This window comes from Rhodothermaceae bacterium (assembly GCA_009838195.1).
Classification (GTDB): Bacteria; Bacteroidota; Rhodothermia; order Rhodothermales; family Bin80; genus Bin80.
The window spans coordinates 39,983-58,649 of sequence record VXSC01000044.1 but is presented as its reverse complement, the minus strand read 5'-3'; the positions used below and the strand labels follow the sequence as shown (position 1 = coordinate 58,649).

At 49.8% G+C, this 18,667-nt stretch carries 17 protein-coding genes; 12 read left to right on the top strand and 5 right to left on the bottom strand.

Annotated features, from left to right (window positions below; translation table 11 throughout):
* Positions 1-67: 67 nt before the first annotated feature.
* The 6 genes from F4Y64_10030 (at position 68) to F4Y64_10005 (ending at position 8,278) form a co-directional block, all read left to right on the top strand.
* Positions 68-2,887: a hypothetical protein gene (locus F4Y64_10030; GenBank protein ID MXX97937.1), complete on the top strand. Its 2,820-nt coding sequence runs from the start codon at positions 68-70 to the stop codon at positions 2,885-2,887.
* Between the two features lie 271 nt (positions 2,888-3,158).
* A complete protein-coding gene (locus F4Y64_10025) occupies positions 3,159-4,043 on the top strand; it encodes a DUF4835 family protein (GenBank protein ID MXX97936.1) in 885 nt (294 codons plus the stop codon).
* Positions 4,044-4,047: 4 nt separating this feature from the next.
* Entirely contained in the window at positions 4,048-4,515 is a 468-nt protein-coding gene (locus tag F4Y64_10020; GenBank protein ID MXX97935.1) for a DUF411 domain-containing protein, read from the top strand.
* A gap of 5 nt (positions 4,516-4,520) precedes the next feature.
* A complete protein-coding gene (def, locus tag F4Y64_10015) occupies positions 4,521-5,090 on the top strand; it encodes a peptide deformylase (protein ID MXX97934.1) in 570 nt (189 codons plus the stop codon).
* Between the two features lie 33 nt (positions 5,091-5,123).
* Entirely contained in the window at positions 5,124-6,281 is a 1,158-nt protein-coding gene (locus F4Y64_10010) for a M23 family metallopeptidase (GenBank protein ID MXX97933.1), read from the top strand.
* A 149-nt stretch (positions 6,282-6,430) separates the two neighbouring features.
* A complete protein-coding gene (locus F4Y64_10005) occupies positions 6,431-8,278 on the top strand; it encodes a carboxypeptidase-like regulatory domain-containing protein (protein MXX97932.1) in 1,848 nt (615 codons plus the stop codon).
* A gap of 10 nt (positions 8,279-8,288) precedes the next feature.
* Here F4Y64_10005 and F4Y64_10000 read toward each other — a convergent pair whose 3' ends face one another.
* On the bottom strand, positions 8,289-9,260 hold the full coding sequence (locus F4Y64_10000) for an NAD-dependent epimerase/dehydratase family protein (protein MXX97931.1): 972 nt from the start codon (positions 9,258-9,260) through the stop codon (positions 8,289-8,291).
* On the bottom strand, positions 9,257-9,754 hold the full coding sequence (locus F4Y64_09995; protein MXX97930.1) for a hypothetical protein: 498 nt from the start codon (positions 9,752-9,754) through the stop codon (positions 9,257-9,259). Before F4Y64_09995 ends, F4Y64_10000 begins: the two co-directional genes overlap by 4 nt.
* Before the next feature lie 235 nt (positions 9,755-9,989).
* On the opposite strand from F4Y64_09995, the gene ubiE reads away from it, so the two are divergent.
* Positions 9,990-10,751 (top strand): bifunctional demethylmenaquinone methyltransferase/2-methoxy-6-polyprenyl-1,4-benzoquinol methylase UbiE, encoded by a 762-nt coding sequence (gene ubiE / locus F4Y64_09990; protein MXX97929.1) that lies wholly within the window; start codon positions 9,990-9,992, stop codon positions 10,749-10,751.
* Here the strand turns inward: ubiE and F4Y64_09985 are convergent.
* Genes F4Y64_09985 through F4Y64_09975 form a run of 3 tightly spaced genes read right to left on the bottom strand, consistent with a single transcriptional unit; the run spans position 10,705 to position 13,710 of the window.
* The gene (locus F4Y64_09985) at positions 10,705-11,151 is read right to left on the bottom strand and encodes an ATP-binding protein (GenBank protein ID MXX97928.1); all 447 of its coding nucleotides are present in this window, start codon (positions 11,149-11,151) and stop codon (positions 10,705-10,707) included. The two genes, ubiE and F4Y64_09985, sit on opposite strands and share 47 nt — an antisense overlap.
* A gap of 3 nt (positions 11,152-11,154) precedes the next feature.
* Complete coding sequence (locus tag F4Y64_09980) at positions 11,155-11,526, bottom strand: STAS domain-containing protein (GenBank protein ID MXX97927.1); 372 nt, start codon at positions 11,524-11,526, stop codon at positions 11,155-11,157.
* 36 nt (positions 11,527-11,562) lie between these two features.
* Positions 11,563-13,710 (bottom strand): SpoIIE family protein phosphatase, encoded by a 2,148-nt coding sequence (locus F4Y64_09975; GenBank protein ID MXX97926.1) that lies wholly within the window; start codon positions 13,708-13,710, stop codon positions 11,563-11,565.
* Positions 13,711-13,898: 188 nt separating this feature from the next.
* On the opposite strand from F4Y64_09975, the gene F4Y64_09970 reads away from it, so the two are divergent.
* The 5 genes from F4Y64_09970 (at position 13,899) to F4Y64_09950 (ending at position 18,653) form a co-directional block, all read left to right on the top strand.
* Positions 13,899-15,242: a hypothetical protein gene (locus F4Y64_09970; GenBank protein ID MXX97925.1), complete on the top strand. Its 1,344-nt coding sequence runs from the start codon at positions 13,899-13,901 to the stop codon at positions 15,240-15,242.
* 87 nt (positions 15,243-15,329) lie between these two features.
* A complete protein-coding gene (locus tag F4Y64_09965; protein ID MXX97924.1) occupies positions 15,330-16,304 on the top strand; it encodes a hypothetical protein in 975 nt (324 codons plus the stop codon).
* Positions 16,305-16,479: 175 nt separating this feature from the next.
* Positions 16,480-17,559: an Mrp/NBP35 family ATP-binding protein gene (locus tag F4Y64_09960; GenBank protein MXX97923.1), complete on the top strand. Its 1,080-nt coding sequence runs from the start codon at positions 16,480-16,482 to the stop codon at positions 17,557-17,559.
* 20 nt (positions 17,560-17,579) lie between these two features.
* A complete protein-coding gene (locus tag F4Y64_09955; protein MXX97922.1) occupies positions 17,580-17,834 on the top strand; it encodes a NifU family protein in 255 nt (84 codons plus the stop codon).
* 45 nt (positions 17,835-17,879) lie between these two features.
* Positions 17,880-18,653 (top strand): nucleoside-binding protein, encoded by a 774-nt coding sequence (locus F4Y64_09950; GenBank protein MXX97921.1) that lies wholly within the window; start codon positions 17,880-17,882, stop codon positions 18,651-18,653.
* The last annotated feature ends 14 nt before the right edge of the window (positions 18,654-18,667 follow it).

Here is an 18,667-nt window from a genome sequence, read left to right as displayed (position 1 = left end):
ACGATCGATGGTGATCCAATGAGAGATAATTGAGCGTTCGTGCTCAATCGGTTCAATCTTTGTTCGCATGGTTCACAGGCTGTCAAAATCTCTGATTGCTTTTACGATTGCATTCCTGGTCCCCTCGTCTGTTCTGGGGCAATACTACGAACCTGTTGTGCGGCCGCTGGGGAGTAAATATCGCGTCCATAAGGCACAGCATTTTGAGATCATTTTTGAAGAAGGAAGTGAGGTAGAGGCTTGGCAGACTGCGCTCATCTTAGAGCGAACACTCCCCGAGGCACAGTCTCTTTCCGGGTTGGCTGGGAAGATGTGGATGCCGGTGATCCTGAACAACTCCAGTGATCGAGCCAACGGGTACGTCCATACCCATCCATTTCGACAAGAGATCGAAGTTCCTCACATTAAGGGAAACCGGATAGGGACAAGGTCCCATTCATGGATTGAAGCAGTTGCGACGCATGAACTGGTACATGCCACACAAGCGCAGGCAAGCGGGCCGTGGGGGGTGGGAAAGGTCCTTCATTGGTTTGCACCCGACGCTGCGCGCGCATTGAATTTGTCTTTGCCGCCAGGCCTGAATGAAGGAGCTGCAGTTTATTTTGAGAGCCCAGGACCTCACGGCGCGGGGCGGTTGAATGATGCTCGATTTCAGATGCAGTACCGAGCCGCAGCGGCATCTGAGCGCCCATGGAGCCTGTCACAGCTCTTCGAGTCGTCCCGGTATGGTTTTCACGCCAATCGTCACTATATCGGAGGTGCCAACTTTTTCGCTTGGCAGTATTCAAAGGACCAGGGCCTCTTCTTTGAAAAGATGCGGACCCAGCGGTTTCGTAACCCAGTCCGATCAACGGGGTTGGATTTACGTCGCACAACTGGCCAGCCTTTAAGTGAATTGGTTACTGAGTTTCGGCAGGAGACGTCGACTACGCTAGTCCATCGACGTCCAAGGTTGCAAGAGCCCATTGTAGAAAGTCCGGGTATCCTGCAGCGTCGGCCACAATGGTTGAATGATTCGACACTCGTCGTATACCGGAGAGGACTAAATGAAACTCCGGGACTGTATAGTCTGGATATTGAGAGCGGAGCCACGAAACGAATTCACTCCGTCCAGTTACCGGAAGATGCATGGTTTAGCGTAGCAGATAGTGTCATACTCTATTCCCGCTATGTTCCAGACCGGTTTTCGACGCTGGCTTCATCTGCAGATATATTCGAGTACGATCTATCTGAGAATCGGGAGAGACGTCTAACTCAAGGAGCTCGTGCCCATGTCCCTGTACAGAGCTCCTCCGGTATTTGGGCACTTCAAAATGATGGACAGCGCAACACCTGGATTGAGGTTGATGCAGTTGGCGGTATTCAGACGATTCGCGGCCGAAGTCAGGCAGATCTTATCCAGATCGCGCCCTCGGCGGAAACCACTGCCGTCCTGGTTCGACATGATCGGGCGCAGGCAATTTATCGTGCGGATTCAAGCGGGGTGCTGGAGCCATGGATTTTCATCGATGGTGCAGCGATTCGTGAGCTCTCATGGAGTTCGGATGGACGATACCTCCTCTTCACCGCAGAGTTGGGTAGCGTAACCAACGTATTATGTCATGACCTGGAATCGAAGCGCACACTGCAGCTTTCAGATGTCCTGTACGGGGCACTAGACCCTATCCTCTCTGAGGATAATCGCACCCTCGTTTATGTTGATTACCAGCATGAGCGCTATAATGTTGTGGCTGTGGAATTTGCCCCAGAAGAGTGGGTCGAAGTACCCCTTACGCCCGTGAGTGAGTTGCCCAAGATTTCCTCCAGGTTGGGATTACCGAAAGATTTCACTCACGAGCCATACAAATCATGGGAAAGGCTTTTTCCTCGGATGTTTCTCCCTGTAGGTGTGTGGTCAAACGATACTCCAGAAAGAAGATTGGGGCTGGGTGGCGGACTCTCAATCCATGGGAGTGATCCTCTTCGCCGTCGCACCTATGCGATGGAGACAACCGTACAGGCACGAAAGCTATGGGGGCGGGCGGAGGTGAGTGCAGTTTTTCGTCCGGTGGTCGCAACTATTGACGTCTATAGCCAGCCTGATGTTGCCATTGCTAGGGTCCTGACGCAGGAAGATGGAAAAGAATCCATCCGGGATATCACCTATGGAGAGCAATCCAGGGGGATTGGAATGACATTCACCCTCCCACTTCGCTTTGAAGCGAATGTGCGTCATAGTTATGCCAGCATCCTCGCAGGTGTACGCAGTGAGCGGACACGGTGGTTCAGCCTGGATGAGAATCCAGTTCCGTATCGAAGAGATACACGTCAATCCCTTGCTGAATGGGAGCGCAGCACGCGCGTGGATATAGGTATTTTACTTGCCGTTGGCTTGCAGCAGAATACACGGGACGTGCGGCCAAACAGAGGGACAGTTCTTGGGATATATGGACGTGCAGATGTGATCCGAGAACGTGATCCCAGACGGACGGGTTTCTACATGAGACTAAACCAGTACTGGTCCATTTCCCGGAGATCGAACACAAGTATGATACTGGGTGCGTCTCTATTGTCTCAAAATGGTGCCGGGGTATATAGCCGGTCGTTAGTTCTTCCCAGGGGGCACGAAGCATTTCTGGGCAGGGGAGCGCACGTTCGGGTTGATGCAGAAATTCTGCAACCTGTTTGGTACATACAAAATGGATTCCTGACCGTGCCTTCATACTTCAAGGTTCTCTACGTGTATGGATTTATACAGAGAGTAGTTGTCAGCCCAGATTATCGTGGCAACTGGTCGGCGGGGCTCGGGATGGGGCTTCAGTTCCGGCTACTGCATTATTTGGACTTGGAAGTACGTGCCTCGTTTAATCCATTGGATTTTAATAAGGGGTACTTCTCGCTCATGTAATCTCCAATGCTTGCAAGGTATCCGATGAACGAACAAATTGGGCCAAATTTTGTACGGGCGGCGGGAAGCAGTTTTTCCGTAGTATCAATTATAAAAACTGGCAGGAACTGCAATCGCGATCAATCTTTTTCCACACATGATATAGTGGAAAGGGATTCTGTAAGTTCATGCTTGATGAGATCTGGGGGACTTGCTGAACCGTTGGAATCATGCAGCTTTGTATACGTCAAAACAGTACATCCGGCATAACCCTTGGTGTCAAAACCAAACGATGATGCGACAGATCATCCTCATTTGTGTTTTAGCGGGATTCGTATCCGCCCCGGTTGCGCGGGAGTTCCAGTGTACTGCGCAGGTGAATTATCGGCAGCTTGAGGGCTCAGGCTTTTCATTTCTTGATGAGCTGGAAGGGGAAATCGAGGATTACATGAACAACAATAATTGGACGGAGGATCAGTTCGAAGTGCACGAACTCATTGAATGCTCCATCCAGGTTGTGATCCAACAGAATTTTACGCTGACTTCCTTTCGTGCACAACTAATTTTAAACAGCACCCGTCCGATTTACGGGACCATGGCAAAGACCCCTATGCTGCAGATCAGTGATGAAGCGTGGGATTTTAACTATTCACAAGGAACCCCTTTGGTATTCGAAGTCGAACGATTCGATGGACTTACATCTGTACTAGACTACTATGCCTATCTCATGTTGGGTTACGACTATGATTCGTTTAGTGAATATGGGGGAGAACAACATTTTCAGAAAGCCAAGCGTATCCAGCAGTTGGCCGTAGCTACGAACGCCGTGGGGTGGAGTACTATAGATGTTGACGGACGTGCACGGATTGTAGATCAAATGACAAGTCCACGTATGCGTCCTCTTCGCCAAGTGTATTATCAGTATCATATGGAGGCATTGGATTTATTTACCTTGGACATGGAGGCTGCGCGCGCCAAAGTGTTGGAGGTCTTACAAACTATGTCTGATCTGTATGATGATCAATCTAGACAATATGTCTTCGACATTTTTTTCAGCACAAAATCCAAAGAACTGGTAGGAATGTTTCAGGACGCAGAAGAACGTGGACAAGTGTATGACCTTCTTTCTGATGTGGATCCTTCCCGGCTGTCCAACTATAACGTATTAATCGAATAAGATCATGAAGCGTGCCATCTTAATAGTACTGACAGGCGTGGGGCTTTGTGCTGTTGCCATAGTTGGGTTTACCTTGCGACCAGGCGGCCAGGAGGTGAAGCCAACGATGGTTGTATATAAATCTCCAACATGTGGGTGCTGTGTCAAGTGGGCGGAGCATATGGAGGCGGCTGGTTTCGAAGTCGAGTCCCGTAATATGCGGGCTATGGGTTCAATTAAAGCGGAATTGGGGGTACCGCAGGCCGCACATTCATGTCACACTGCAGTCGTAGATGGGTATATAGTGGAAGGTCATGTGCCGGCTGCTTATGTACACAAATTGCTTGAGGAGAGGCCGGATATACCAGGCATTGCAGTACCGGGGATGCCCATCGGATCGCCGGGAATGGAGGGTCCGAATGCGCAACCCTACGAGATCGTAACATTCAACGAGGAAACAGTTACGGGTGTCTACGCCCAGGTGGATCCGTAGTATTCATGGCGATACTCTCAATACGTTTGTTTGGCGACTCCATTCTCCGTCAACAAACCAAGCCTGTCGAATCTGTTGATGCAGAGGTTCAAAAGTTGATTGTCGACATGATTGAGACGATGCACAATGCTGAAGGGATCGGTCTTGCCGCTCCGCAGGTTGGGCGATTAGAGCGTCTCTTTGTTGTAGATGTCTCGGGGTTGAAGGAGGATATGCCGGAGGATGTGAGGGATAATTTGCCCGAGCAACCTATGGTGTTCATTAATCCTGAGATTACCTGGGAATCAGAGGAGGAGGAAGAATTTGAAGAAGGATGCCTCTCCATCCCAGATATCAGAGAGCCCGTATTTCGACCGGAATCTGTACAGATCACCTACCAGGATAGAAATATGCAGGAGCACTCCCAGACGGTTGACGGAATTCTTTCCCGCGTAATTCAGCATGAGTACGATCATTTGGAGGGGATCCTGTTTACGGATCACATCAGTGCATTCCGTCGCACGATCCTTAAGCGGAAGTTGACAGAAATTGCACGTGGCAATATTTGTGCGGACTATCCGGTACAATCAGTGTAGATCACTCTCTATTTCCACTAGTTACAGTAGATTATGGGCATGAGGAATTGGGTGTCAATTGTTTGGTTGGCAGTATTTTCAAAAAACCGAATGCTGGTTGGGGGGGTATGGATTGTTCTTCTTATTTCGGGGATCGTATCTCCAGGGGTTACAGCTCAGGACGACTCCCGAATTTCGATCGTCTTACCCACGGATAATGATGCACTTTTCCGGGGCGGTGGACCGGAATTTTATATGCGAACGTATCGTCAGCCAAGGCCCAATGAAAAGCCTGACTGGACGGCAGGACAGTATGGCTTTGTACGGAATGTGCGCCGCACAAGTCAGGGGGTGATCTACAGTCGTTTTCACGAAGGCATTGATATTCGCTCACTAAAACGCACATCAAGAGGGGAGCCGCTGGATGAAGTCAGGGCAATTGCGAATGGCGAAGTTGTCTACGTGAACGAAGGGTCGGGTCGCTCAAATTACGGGAGATATATTGTAGTTGAGCACTGGTGGGGGCAATCACCGTACTACAGCCTTTATGCCCATCTAAAAAGTGTTAGCGTATCCATTGGGGATCAAGTTGATCAGGGGGCTCCCATTGGTATCATGGGCTATACAGGAAGGGGAGTCAGTCGTGACCGGGCACACTTACACCTAGAAATCAACCTCATGCTGAGCGAGGCCTTCAATGCCTGGTATGATGATCATCTAAAAAGAGCAGCCCCTAATCATCATGAAATCTATAATGGGCTCAACTTGGTCGGGATAGATGTTGCGTCTTTGTACCTGGAGCTGAGGGAGAATCCAGACCTGACCATTCCAGAGCTTTTTACGCGGGAAACGCCCTTTTTTGAGGTCACCGTTCCACTGGGGCCAACACTCCCGGATATCTTATGGCGCTATCCGTGGCTGTGCGACGAGTTGAAAGATTGGGTCCCCGAATATGGGGCTCCAATTGAAATGGGGAATTCTTGGAAAATTACGTTTGCTGCCTCTGGGTTGCCAATCAAATTTGAACCGTCCGACGAAATGGTGGACTCACCAAAGCTGAATGTCCTTCAACGATCATCAATTGCCTATCAGTATCTGACAAACGGCCTCGTAAGGGGAAGGGGGAATAACTTCTCTCTTTCTGAGAGTGGTAGGCGCCGCATTGATCTGATATCGCGCTCCGTTGATGATCTAGGCAATTCCGGGTGGTAGCATCAACTGGGAGCGTGACCCGTTAGGTACAGCAAAAACTGGTTTTTGCAATTCAGATATATAGCGATCAGTGCGTCCGGGCCACTCAGACAGGTAAGAGTATTTTATAGTACTGGCAGGAATCTTCATCGCAGCATCAAGGATCTATTATGCCGGTGGGTATGGTCAAAACTGATCGGAGCACTCGGTCAAGGTTGGTTGAGCCAACAGAAGCGAGCCTGTTCTTATTGAGCGCCGCACGGCTCGGGGCGCTATCCTTGCGTTTGATATTCCAGTGTCTTGTTTTTTGTATTGGTCTGAACTGCGTTGTTGCCCAATCGTCACCTAGGATTGTTGGTTCGGTTCTGGATTCAAAAACAATGACTCCAGTTTCTGGGGCAGTCGTCCTACTGGCGGGAACACTGCATGGATCACTCACCGGGCCAGATGGCCGCTTCGAATTTACCGGCATCAATCCCGGAAAATATATACTCACCGTATCTGCGGAAGGATACACTCCTTTCCAAGAGTCAGTTGACGTTGAAGATAACCTGGAACTGAAAATCTTTCTGATGCTCGAGGCTTATGATTTACCGGATCAACATGTATTTGTAAACCCACAGGGAGGATGGGCCACGCGAATGTTTAGAGGTCTATTACCTCGCCGAGTGAGTGCGATTGAGTTTCAGTATACCTTGTATGGGTCAGAGCTCACTCCACAATCGTTCTATTTGGATGGAGTGCGATTGATTGATCCCTCAATGCCGCTTACGTTGATCGCAGATTTAGAGGGTTCAGAGGTTATCCCCAGCCCTTATAACCTAGGTCTTGGAATGGATGCGTCAATCCAGTACAAGATACCTGAACAGTCTTCAACGGGTGCAGAGCTGCTTTATGATTCAAGAACACAGAGGGTACGTTCAGGAATGACATTCCATCGCAACTGGTCCCGGGTTTATGGAACGCTCAGTGGAATCTATGAGACGGCAAGCAATTATTCAGATGGGAGCGGGGTTCTTCAGCAGGCCGGAATTCGTTCGGGAAACGTTGCCGGACGCGCCGGGATACGGATGGGCCCGAATCATCATCTTTCAGGAAGTGGCGGCTGGTTACAGGACCTCGAATCTACTGGAGGAGACATCCGTCAGCATGCGGGGATCGTACAGTACAGGTATTCTCAAAAGGCTGGTTTTCTGCAGGGGGTGGTTGCAACGGCGGCTCTTCAGCAGCTAAACGATGATCTGCATAGAGAACAGCGGAGTGGATCCATTACGGTCACGCTTTTGCCGCTGCGAAATCTACGTCTGAACATAGGTGCAGATATTTATCGTTACATGGAAAGCGGGAGTTTGAATCACCCCACCAAAGGAGAGGATGACGCAAGCTCATCTGTAGAGGGTAGTGTATTTGTCACGGCATTGCATCGGATTTCACGTTTACTAATTGAGGGACAGTTCAGAATAGACCCTGATCGCGGTCATTGGGGGGGAATGACGTTTTTGACTTGGCAACTCAGCGGTGACTGGCAACTGATCGCCGGAACCGGTCGCGCGCAGTCGGAAAGAGGTGTTCTGGAGCAAGCAGATGTGGGATTCAGGTGGAACGGGATTGAAAGTTCTGCTGAGCTTATGACGTTTTTGCGCGACTCGGAGGGTGGCCGTATCCATGGAATGACTGCACTCGTACGCGGTTCGTGGTGGTGGTTGGCCACGTACACCTCTCTATCAAATACCTCATCGTTGATCTCTGAGACTTCACTGTCCACATGGGCACGGGTCCATGCTACGGTGAGAGGCCCACTAGACCTCTTTTCATTGGGCACAGAGCTCTATGGCACTTTATTTGATTCCCCTGCGTGGGCGAGCGCGGATGTGTGGATCCAGACCGCGGAGCTGAATAGCATATCGTTGCAGATTGGAATCAGGAATCTGTTGGACGCGACGTACACATACCTCTATAGCACGTATGCTGAGCCGGGGCGGTCATTACAAATTGCGCTGCAATATCAGCGCAAATAGGGATCCTTCTTTAGCGTTTCAGCGAATCCGCGACCCGTTGAGCTGTCTCAGAAAAGGGACGGAATGAACATCCAAGTTCCGAGATTGCACGCGTATTCGAGTATTCACGCGTTTTCAGGGCGTAGGTCACGGTGGATCGTCCCAGGGGAGATCGCCTCCCCATCATGAAACTCAACAAATCTATAAATCCCCCTCCCACGAGAGCCAAGTTGTAAGGTAATGGAATCCTCGGAGGCTTGACTCCCAGAGCCTCTGCCAAAGTAGAGATGATGGATTTCCAGCTGAGGTTTTCGCTTCCCAGAATATAGCGAACGCCTGTTTGCCCATGCTCCAATGCTGCAAGGTGGCCGGCCGCAACATCCGCCACATCTACAACATTCGTTCCCCCAGTGGGATATAGCCATGCCCTTCCTGCACGAATTTTGAGAGCATAGTCATGGGTAAGGTTCAGGGCTTTTCCTCCACTACGATCTGGTCCCAGGATCAAGGATGGATTGACAATCACCGCATCAAGTCCCTCGGCAATACTACGCTGCACTTCCAGTTCAGCCATGTGTTTGCTTTGCGCATAGGGCCAAGGCTTATCCTGCCATTCAGCATTCTCGTCCGAAATAACCCCCTCAGAGGTCCCAATCGCGGCAACACTGGATGTATGCACCAATCGCTCAATTCCGGTCTCTCTGGCGGCATCTACGACCGCTGCGGTTCCCCGGACATTGACGTGGTTGAGGGATCTGGATCCGAATTTCACATTGCCCGCCACATGAAAAACAACCTGGACGTTTTTCATCGCCCTACGCAGTGCTTCCAGATCTGTGATGTCATCACCAGTCACATGTTCTATGTCGTTTACTACAGGACTCAGCAGGTCTAATTTGGAGGTCTCCCGCCTGAAAATCCGGATATGATATCCTACCTCCAGGAGTTGATACACCAGTTCACTCCCCAAAAACCCAGTTGCACCCGTGACCAGTACGTTCATGATTCAAATTCCATAAGAATCGCATCAAGCGCTACAGCATCTTTTTCCTGCGCATGTATGTGTTTGACTCGACCTGTACAAGGAGCCCGAAGTTCATTTTCCATTTTCATGGCTTCAAGTACAATCAGTCCCTGCCCTTGAACAACCTCTTCACCCACTTGAACCATGATGTCCATGATCAACCCCGGCATGGGGGCCCGGAGTTCGCTGACTACTTCTTGAATTCCTTTTTGCTGTCCGTGGCGCAGGATGAGCTCAGAGCGCTTACTGACAATGTTAGAATTGACGGTCTGCCCATTGATAGTCATCAGAGGATCCGGTCCTCCATCCATATGAATCAGGTGACTCTTGCCTTTGAGCACAAGGCTGTAAAGACCCGGTCGCAATTCTACAAGTGATGCATTGGTTTTCTTGTCAAGTACGTAGAGCTGATTCCCCGACTGCGTCACGGGTATCCGCTGGCCATCTATGTCAACAAGGAATTCTTTTGTCATTACTGGATCAGGAGCGTACAGCGCACAGTAGATGGCAGTTCAGCTACACTGCAACGCGGGGAGTATAACCTTGTTTGATGAACCAGAACGATGGGGAGATTGACACAAGGTGAAATGTCAAACCGGGATCGGCATACTAACAAATAAATAATCAGAAGTTCGCCATTGATGCCTCATCAGTCTCTAACGTGAATTGGGACGAGAACGTTGAGAACCAGCCAAGACTTTACGATTGATGCGCTATTACCCACCAGTGGGAGAGAATAAATCAAAGGAAGCAGAAGTAGCGGACATGTTCGATGCGATTGCGCAGCGCTACGATAGACTAAATCGTGTACTTAGCTTTGGTTTGGATCGTACATGGCGCACCGCGGCGATCCGGCGACTGGGGAACCAGTTCGAGAAACGAGTTCTTGATGTCGCTACCGGAACGGGTGATATAGCGTTCGCAATGCGAAAGCTGAAACCGGAAGAAATTGTGGGGGTGGATATTTCTGACGAAATGCTGCAGATAGCACGACGAAAGTCATCCAGGTACGACACAGAAAGAATTGACTTTGTCAAAGCCTCGGCGGAACAGCTACCATTTGAGAGCAACAGTTTTAATGGGGCTATCGTGGCGTTTGGGGTGCGCAATTTTGCCAACTTAGATGCGGGATTGCGGTCTATGCAGCGCGTTCTAAAGCCCCAGGCACCGCTAGTCGTGCTTGAGTTTAGTCAGCCAAAGAGTCGATTCATCCAGATGCTCTACAGAATGTATTCGAGGTGGATACTTCCAAGGATCGGGCGGATGCTTTCCGGGGTCACCGGGCCCTACACATATTTGCCGGATTCAATAGAGGTTTTTCCGAGTGGGTATAACTTTTTGGTGCGGCTGGAACGATGTGGGTTTGAGCGAACACGGGAAGAGCCACTCACGTTCGGGATCGTGTCCCTCTATACAGGCTATGCTACCGAAGGCCATCACGATGAGCCCGACGGAATCGAACGAACCTGATTTCGTTGGTGTCTCCATGATTGAGGTATTGCACCTCGTCCATCAGGCGGCGGATGATATCTACGCCGAGCCCCCCGGATTTACGTTTGCGCGATAATTCCATCACGTTGGGTCGCTGATAGGTTGTCCGATCGAAAGGGCGTCCATGGTCGCGGATCTGTACAACCACCCGTGTTGGTTCAATGGTGATGGCAAGGGAAACTTCCTTTTCTGGATTGCCTTGGTAAGCATGCTCAATCACGTTGGCACAGGCTTCGTCAATAGCCAAGCGCAACGCCTCTATGTGCGTCTCACCCACTTTTGCTTGGCGCGCATGTTTCACGACGAAATTGCGCACCTTCGCCAGTTGCCTTGTTTCACTGGGTACAACGAGGGTATGAGTAATGGACGCACGGCCCATGGTTTAGTCCCCCTGTATCGGTTGAATCCCTTGCTCAAAGAGGGAAAGGGCCTCTTCTTCTGTTTCGACAATATGGTAGATCTTCGGGAATCCTAAAAGGTCGAATACATCGAAAATTCTCGGTTTCAGGGCGCATATTTTGATGTCTCCGCCCAAGGTGCGGATTTCTTCAATAAATGCCATAAATACGCCGAGCCCTGCACTGGAGATGTAGTCAAGTTCACTCCCATTTACGATGAGGTTCGACTTTCCCTCATCCCGACACTTTTTAATGGCAGACTCCAGTTCGGGTGCTGTATGGGCATCCAGCTCCCCACATACGGCCAATATGGTGGCCGAACCAGCATCCCGGAATGCAACAGAAAAATTACTCATAGGCAATTGTAGTCAATAGTAGGTAATGGTCTTAAGTTAAAGCAAGGGGTCGTCTTCGGCATTATGCGCTGCGGGCTCAGGGCCATGCCACTTGATGATCAGTACGGTGAGATCATCAAGATATTTCTTTTCTGGTCCCAGGAACTGATCCACAGATTGAAGTACGGCGTCATGTACCCCCTGTGCACGCTCATATCGGGCAGACTGGATGCTTTGTAGGAGACGGTCATATCCAAATTCTTCCCCTTCAGGGTTCCGGCTTTCGGTCACACCATCGGTGTACAGGGCAATCAGGTCACCGGGATTGAATACATGTTGCTTGACCTCCAGCGTTTGCGCGAACAACTCACTACGATCCAGCCCAATCCCTAATCCGCCGGAGCGTAAAAGCGTTGTACGACCGGTCACATCTACAAATGCCGCGGGGGGATGTCCTGCGCGCGCGATGGAGATCGCGCCAGATGTGCAGTCAAGGACTCCATAAATCGCGGTTACGAAAACATTCTTTTCCAGTGATCGCCCTAGGGCATTGTTTACATGACAGAGAAAATCATGAGGATCTGGAGCAATCTGGGCCACTGCTTGAAAGATTCCCTGCATTTCAGCCATGTAGAACGCCGCCGAAGTGCCCTTGCCTGAGACATCCGCGATGATAAAAGCCAACTTTCCATCGCCCAATTCAAGGAGATCGTAATAGTCTCCACCAACCTCTTGGGCCGCAGTGCTAGAGGCCGCCAGACTCAAAGTAGAAACCCTGGGCATTGTCTGGGGTAGCAGGCGTCGCTGCACATCATGTGCAATTGCAAGCTCACTTGCAAGACGCTCACGCTCAAATTGTGCTTCCAACAGGCGAGCATTTTCGAGTACAAGCGTTGCCTGTGATGCAAAGACCCCGATGGATTCAATGTCTTCATTCTCAAACGCATGGGCAACATCGCGAGACACAAACAGGGTTCCGAGCACCTCGGTACGGGTTGTGAGCGGAATCGCCAACAGGCTCATAATCCCACTTGTTTTTCCGTTCTGAATTCTGCGGTCAGAAGAGGTGTTTTGGATGGAAACCAAGGTGCGGGTTCTTGCCGCCTCACCGTGGATGGCATTCACGTCACATACGTCATCCGCAATCGATGCTTCGATGTTGTGTGCGGCGACAATTTGGGGTTTCAAGGACCCGGAATCCAATTCCTGTATGGTCAGCCATGCCGCTTTTCCACGCCCCGAGTCGACGGGTGTTGAGACGACCCAGTGGTAGAGTTTTTCAGGATCTGCAACCTCACGTACCAGAACCGTCAGCGCCTGCATGGCTGCCATTTCATCCACGCTTCGCTGATAGTCTCCAATTGTGGGTAAATGGAAAATCATGGACAGCACGGAGGTCAGACCGTAAATAAATGCAAAGGTGATAAACAGAATAGTGACGGCCATGAGTGGAAGACTGTAAAAAGACAGGTACTCAATGGGATAGGACTGTCCAGCAACCGAGGGAAGGGAAAATGGGCGGAACAGAAGCAGCAAAGTGGCAGAAGTCAAGCAGACCACGACAACGCCCAATCCGAGTGCGCCCATCTTTTGCTTTACGGGCAAACGAAGAATCCACGCAAAACGGATTATATTCAAACCTATGAATATAATGGAACCGAGAATCGCTGCGCTTGCAATGACATCCAGAATGAAACTGAACGGGGAGGATTCAGCATCAAAATGATGATGGAACGGGGCGACAGCCACGAAAGTGATGCTGACAAAAAGCATCAGCAGGGACCATTCTCGTTCACTTCGCCGGGTACGACGGAATCGAACCAACTGTCCGAATCGCTGAACCAAAATGAATCCCAGTCCTGCGAGGATCGTACTCAGAAGGGTACTTTTTACGTGGACGATTGGGGCGGCAGGGGTATTTTCAACGATAAAGTCACCCGGAATCTGCAGGATCAGCACAACCAAGACAAGGGCAGCCAGAATCGTCAAACTTGCCCGCCAGAAAATTTGAACCGGCGGTAGCCGTGAATTTTGAGTCGTACGTGCAATGGTAATCCACAGACACAGAAAACAGACTGCCAATGCCGCCTGATGAAGGATTTTCGTGCTTACCGGAGCCGTCTCGCCGACACCTCCCATATACGAGAAGATGGTCGTACCGCAGAGGAAGAGGACAAACGTAATAGGGGGAATCCAGCGCCACAAACGCTTGAACAGTGCAACGAGCGCCTTTCTTGAAAGAACTCTGGAAAAACTGATTTGGGGTACCCCGTCAATAAAGTGCCTGGAACAAGTTATTACCTAGCTTGGAAAAATTTGTTACAGATAGGCAGAGAGAGCAACTTTGCTATGGGAGTTACCGTAAGGGCTTGTAGTAGTGATATTTCGCGGTCATGAGTAATTGGAGTCGGTTTCAGGTCATATTATTAGTGTTCCTAGGTTTCTTGGTAGTCGTGAGACTGTTTTCCGAGTCTCCGCCACCGAGTGGAGCAATCATGCTTTCCGATCTTGATGTTCGTGAACTAAAACAACAGGCTTTTCAGGTCTCAGGACCTTTGCAGGTTGTGATTAATGCAGTTGGTTCCATTGATGAACGTCAAGGAGCAACTGGGCTGGCAGCATATTCCTGGATTACCCGCGCTCATACGGGAGAAGTTGTGTGGTCCATGAATGCCGCGAATACGAGGCAGGAAGGGTCCATCGCTTATGTGGATCAAGAAGAATTGGAGCTGGATACAGGTTCGTACATTTTGAATTTTGCTTCGTACGGTCAGCTTCAGCGTCGTTCAAATTTGACGTTTCGAAAGGATCGCCGCAAGTGGCATGTGACAATTCATTCACCGGATAACAAAGATGCGTTACGGACGATCACGCGTCCATTAGGGGACAACTCTGACAATAAGACGTGGGATGCTGTACCTCTGCGCGGTGAAGAAAAGAGAGAGAGCCTTTTTGAAGTTCATCGCCCGACAGAATTCGAGATTCATGCGATCGGCCAATTAGGTAGCCAGGACGAAGTGCAGCCGGTGGATTACTCACGTATCGAGGATGCAGTGAGCGGGCACGTCGTATGGCAGCTTTCCCGCGATAACACAGATTGGGCGGGAGGAGTACAGGAAAATCGAATTTTCAAAGGTCAACGCGTTCTCCCCCCGGGTGTCTATCGCGCCATCGCAGTGACCAACAGTGCGCACCACTATGATAGTTGGGTAGGGAATCCCCCATTTTATCCCCAGGGGTGGGGATTGAATATACGCACCTCTGATAAGGAAGATGTTTCTACTTTTGATCCCTGGATGCAGCGTGATCCGATCATCCGTATCACTCAGGTTGGGGATGACGAGCAGCATGTACAACCTTTTGTTGTGGAGGATACGGCGGCGGTGGTACTCTATGCTCTAGGAGAGATTACAGGTCCCGACAACGGATATGATTTGGCATGGCTGGAAAAGCAGGAAGGTACGGGAGAATCAAGAGTGCAGTGGCAGATGTCCTATGATAGTTCTGTACATGCAGGCGGGGCTCGAAAGAATCGAAAGGAGATTGAATTTCTTAGGCTAGAGCCTGGAGTCTATAGACTGCACTATGAATCGGACGGCTCTCACTCGTACGATGACTGGAATTCACCTGAGCCAGATTATCCTGAGCGATGGGGAGTTGCGATGTTTCCAGTCCAGAGCCAAGGTGCTGCAATCACAGTTGGGGCCTCTCCTACGGTTCCTACTGCCCCCCAATAACAACCGATCTACAGAGGTTTTGTACCTTTGCGGTGGCTCAGAATCGTGAGCAATCATCTATTCGGAAGATCACCATTGAGGTAGGGTTTGAAGCTTGCAACTATTGACGTCGGGACAAACTCTGCAAAGCTTCTAATCTCTGAGTTGACTCCTAGTGGCAAATTGAATCCACTTGCGGAAGAGCACCGAATGATTCGGCTTGGAGAAGGGGTAGATGCACACGGCGTCCTCACAGAATCGGCCATTGAACGTCTTGTTCAGGCGTTACAGGGATTTAAATCTGCAGCGGATCAGTGGCAAGTGGAGAGGTGTGTTGTGGCTGGAACCAGTGCTTCTCGGGATACGGGCAATAAAATTGTCACGATCGTAAGAGAACGAACGGGATTGCACTATGAAATACTCTCGGGAGATCAGGAAGCAGATTTAAGCTATGAAGGAGCAGTTGCTGGGCTAGCCAATGTTACGGGCAGGATCGTTACATGTGATATAGGTGGAGGCTCGACAGAAATTGTTGAAGGAATGCCGGATGGTCGCATCCTTCAGCGGTTCAGTTTGGATATTGGCTCCGTACGTATTACAGAGCGATACTTTTCTTCCCAGCCTCCTGACTCCAGTGAACTAAAAGGGGCCACGGAATTCATCAATAAATCGCTGTCTGAGTTACCCATTTCGGGAATTCAGACGGAGATCCTTGTCGGTGCGTCAGATGTACATCGTCTTTTACTGGAGTTGCAACATGAATTGAGTGCAGGAGAACTTCCGATAAAATTTGACAAATTGAACCCGAATTGGGAACGACTCCAGGTGAAAGAGGAGCATCCAGATAAACTCTCATGTACTCAGGTAAAGTATTGGCTGGAGTTCTTGACTCGTATGGCAATGTCTGACGTTCTGGCCCTAAACCCAAGAAGGCTTCAAGGCAGAGCTGATGTATTTCCTGCTGCAATCCTGATTTTTCTGGAAGTGATGAACATGCTGAGACAAGAATCAATAACCGTGAGCCCGTGGGGGCTATGTCATGGCATGGCGTTGAGAATTTTCAAGACGGGTGCAATAAAGTAGCCGTAGACATGAAGGAGTGATCGAGCTTGAAGCTGCTTAGACTACACAGGAAAATGCACAGAGCGAATCAGGACAGTATGTCCGGCATCAACGGGAAGCAGATTTTCCTATTTTTGTAGGGAGGAGGCGTTGAAATGCGAATCAACTCATCGAATCATTAAGGTATGAAGAGGGGATGAACCGAAAAATGATCAGACGTAAAGCTGTTTATCAGGTCTTGAGTAAGATACATGACCCGGAACGGGACAGTGATATTATTCGGCTTGGTTCTGTAAAGGATGTCGTGATTGATGGTCGGTCCATCGCATTTAAGCTCTCTATTTCCCAACCGGGGACTACATTTTCCAAAACGGTTGTCCAACAGTGCAGAGAAGTGATTCGGTCTGAGTTTGGGGAGGATGTAGAAGTCCAGATTGAATTAACCTACTCCAAGGGGCGTGCACAGCAACTTAAGCTCGGAGCCCGGCACATGATTGCCATTGCTTCAGGTAAGGGAGGGGTTGGCAAAAGTACTGTAGCAACAAATATCGCCGTAGCTCTTGCAGCGGAAGGCTATCGGACAGGTCTGGTAGACACAGATATCTACGGTCCAAGTGTTCCGGTGATGTTTGGGCTGGAGGGAGAGAAACCGCGTGTCAATGATCAACGAAAAATCGTTCCGATCATCAAACATGGTGTGCATGTACTTTCAATGGGGTTATTAGTGGATGATTCTGAAGCCGTGATTTGGCGTGGTCCAATGGTCTCTGGGGCTGTTCGACAGTTCCTGAACGATGCGGAGTGGGGAGACCTTGATTTTCTTCTGCTGGATTTGCCGCCGGGTACGGGGGATATCCAACTTACGATTGTGCAGACCGTCAATTTGGCTGGTGCCGTCATTGTTTCAACGCCACAAAAAGTGGCCCTAGCGGATGCCAGAAAAGGACTGGTGATGTTTTCGAAAGTAAATGTACCCGTTTTGGGGATTATTGAGAATATGGCTTGGTTCACCCCTGCAGATCTCCCCGAGCGCAAGTATTATCTCTTTGGGGATGGTGGAGCCGACCGTCTTGCAACCGAAACCGGTATTCCGCTGCTTGGTAAGATTCCTTTGGAGGAGCCTCTGCGGGTTTCAAGTGACGAGGGGCGCCCGATCGTGTTATCAGCGCCTTCTAGTGGATCCGCCCAAGCGTTCCGATCTATTGCAGGTAGGATCGTCACTTCATTGGCAGAGAGGGAAACTTCTCCTGCATCTCCACTTATTGAGTATCAATAGGCTCAAAAATTTCCGCTGTGATGTCCAGATATGATCCAAATATGGATGCCGCCCTTCGCCAGAAAATAGAAGATGGACTTGATTCTATTCGTCCGTATCTTGTTGCTGATGGTGGAGAGGTTCAGCTACACAGAATCACAGATGACATGGTTGTAGAGCTTAAGTTACTCGGTGCCTGTGGTACATGTCCAATGAGTACTATGACATTACGTGCAGGGATTGAGCAGGCATTGCGGCATGCTGTACCACAAATTTCGCGAGTGGATGCAGTGTGAGGCGCTAACATAGTAGGGCATCAGAAAACACAAACTCAGGATAAGATGAATCAAAAAGGACTTTTGGCAGGCATTCTAGCCTTGACCGTTTTTATTGGACTGCAGCCTCTGTCTGCTTCCGCACAGATGGAATTTCAATATCAGAGGGGCAGCCTGTTGAATCCATTCTCGGGACGTCATCACGCAACAAATATCCTCACGTTCCAGCATGCAGGTAGCTGGAAGCTGGGGAGGACTTTTTTCTTCATTGATTTTTTGGATGACGTGGAGAATGATGGATTTAACGATAGAGATTTTTATGGAGAATGGTATCCATCCTTGAGCTTCAGCAAGCTCTTTGGTCAGGACATCAAGATGGGGCCCATTGTAGATGTTTCTGCGGTTGGTGGCTTGAACTTTGATGGAGATGTCAACGTTCTCAAGTTTCTACCTGGTGTGCAGCTTTCGTGGAATATCCCTGGATTTATATTCGTGAATACGGATTTCGCCGCAATCGTGGATTATAGCGACGGAACACGACATGATGCCGGATTCATGTTTGATATCAGTTGGCTCAAGGTATTCAATATTGGAAGCCAGTCTTTTTCGTTCATGGGACATGCCGAGTACATCAGTTCAGTAGAACTCGAGTATGACACAGGGACGATTGAGGCCTGGATTCTGGCGCAGCCACAGCTGGTATGGGATGTGGGGAATCTGTTTAAGTCGCCAGGCTGGCTCCACATGGGAGTTGAGCTTCAGTACTGGTCAAACAAACTAGGAGTTGACGGTCAGAATGAGTTCCGCCCTGAGTTTTTGGTTGTCTGGCGCATGCAATGAGTCTTCTCATGGGT

Excerpts from the sequence above, each read along its gene's own strand:
- F4Y64_09960 (MXX97923.1), top strand. The coding sequence starts at position 16,480 with ATGAACCGAAAAATGATCAGACGTAAAGCTGTTTATCAGGTCTTGAGT.
- F4Y64_09950 (MXX97921.1), top strand. The coding sequence starts at position 17,880 with ATGAATCAAAAAGGACTTTTGGCAGGCATTCTAGCCTTGACCGTTTTT.
- F4Y64_10020 (MXX97935.1), top strand. The coding sequence starts at position 4,048 with ATGAAGCGTGCCATCTTAATAGTACTGACAGGCGTGGGGCTTTGTGCT.
- F4Y64_10000 (MXX97931.1), bottom strand. The coding sequence starts at position 9,260 with ATGAACGTACTGGTCACGGGTGCAACTGGGTTTTTGGGGAGTGAACTG.
- F4Y64_10025 (MXX97936.1), top strand. The coding sequence starts at position 3,159 with ATGATGCGACAGATCATCCTCATTTGTGTTTTAGCGGGATTCGTATCC.
- F4Y64_09995 (MXX97930.1), bottom strand. The coding sequence starts at position 9,754 with ATGACAAAAGAATTCCTTGTTGACATAGATGGCCAGCGGATACCCGTG.
- F4Y64_09955 (MXX97922.1), top strand. The coding sequence starts at position 17,580 with ATGTCCAGATATGATCCAAATATGGATGCCGCCCTTCGCCAGAAAATA.
- F4Y64_09980 (MXX97927.1), bottom strand. The coding sequence starts at position 11,526 with ATGAGTAATTTTTCTGTTGCATTCCGGGATGCTGGTTCGGCCACCATA.
- F4Y64_09985 (MXX97928.1), bottom strand. The coding sequence starts at position 11,151 with ATGGGCCGTGCGTCCATTACTCATACCCTCGTTGTACCCAGTGAAACA.
- F4Y64_09970 (MXX97925.1), top strand. The coding sequence starts at position 13,899 with ATGAGTAATTGGAGTCGGTTTCAGGTCATATTATTAGTGTTCCTAGGT.
- ubiE (MXX97929.1), top strand. The coding sequence starts at position 9,990 with ATGCGCTATTACCCACCAGTGGGAGAGAATAAATCAAAGGAAGCAGAA.
- F4Y64_10030 (MXX97937.1), top strand. The coding sequence starts at position 68 with ATGGTTCACAGGCTGTCAAAATCTCTGATTGCTTTTACGATTGCATTC.
- F4Y64_10005 (MXX97932.1), top strand. The coding sequence starts at position 6,431 with ATGCCGGTGGGTATGGTCAAAACTGATCGGAGCACTCGGTCAAGGTTG.
- def (MXX97934.1), top strand. The coding sequence starts at position 4,521 with ATGGCGATACTCTCAATACGTTTGTTTGGCGACTCCATTCTCCGTCAA.
- F4Y64_10010 (MXX97933.1), top strand. The coding sequence starts at position 5,124 with ATGGGCATGAGGAATTGGGTGTCAATTGTTTGGTTGGCAGTATTTTCA.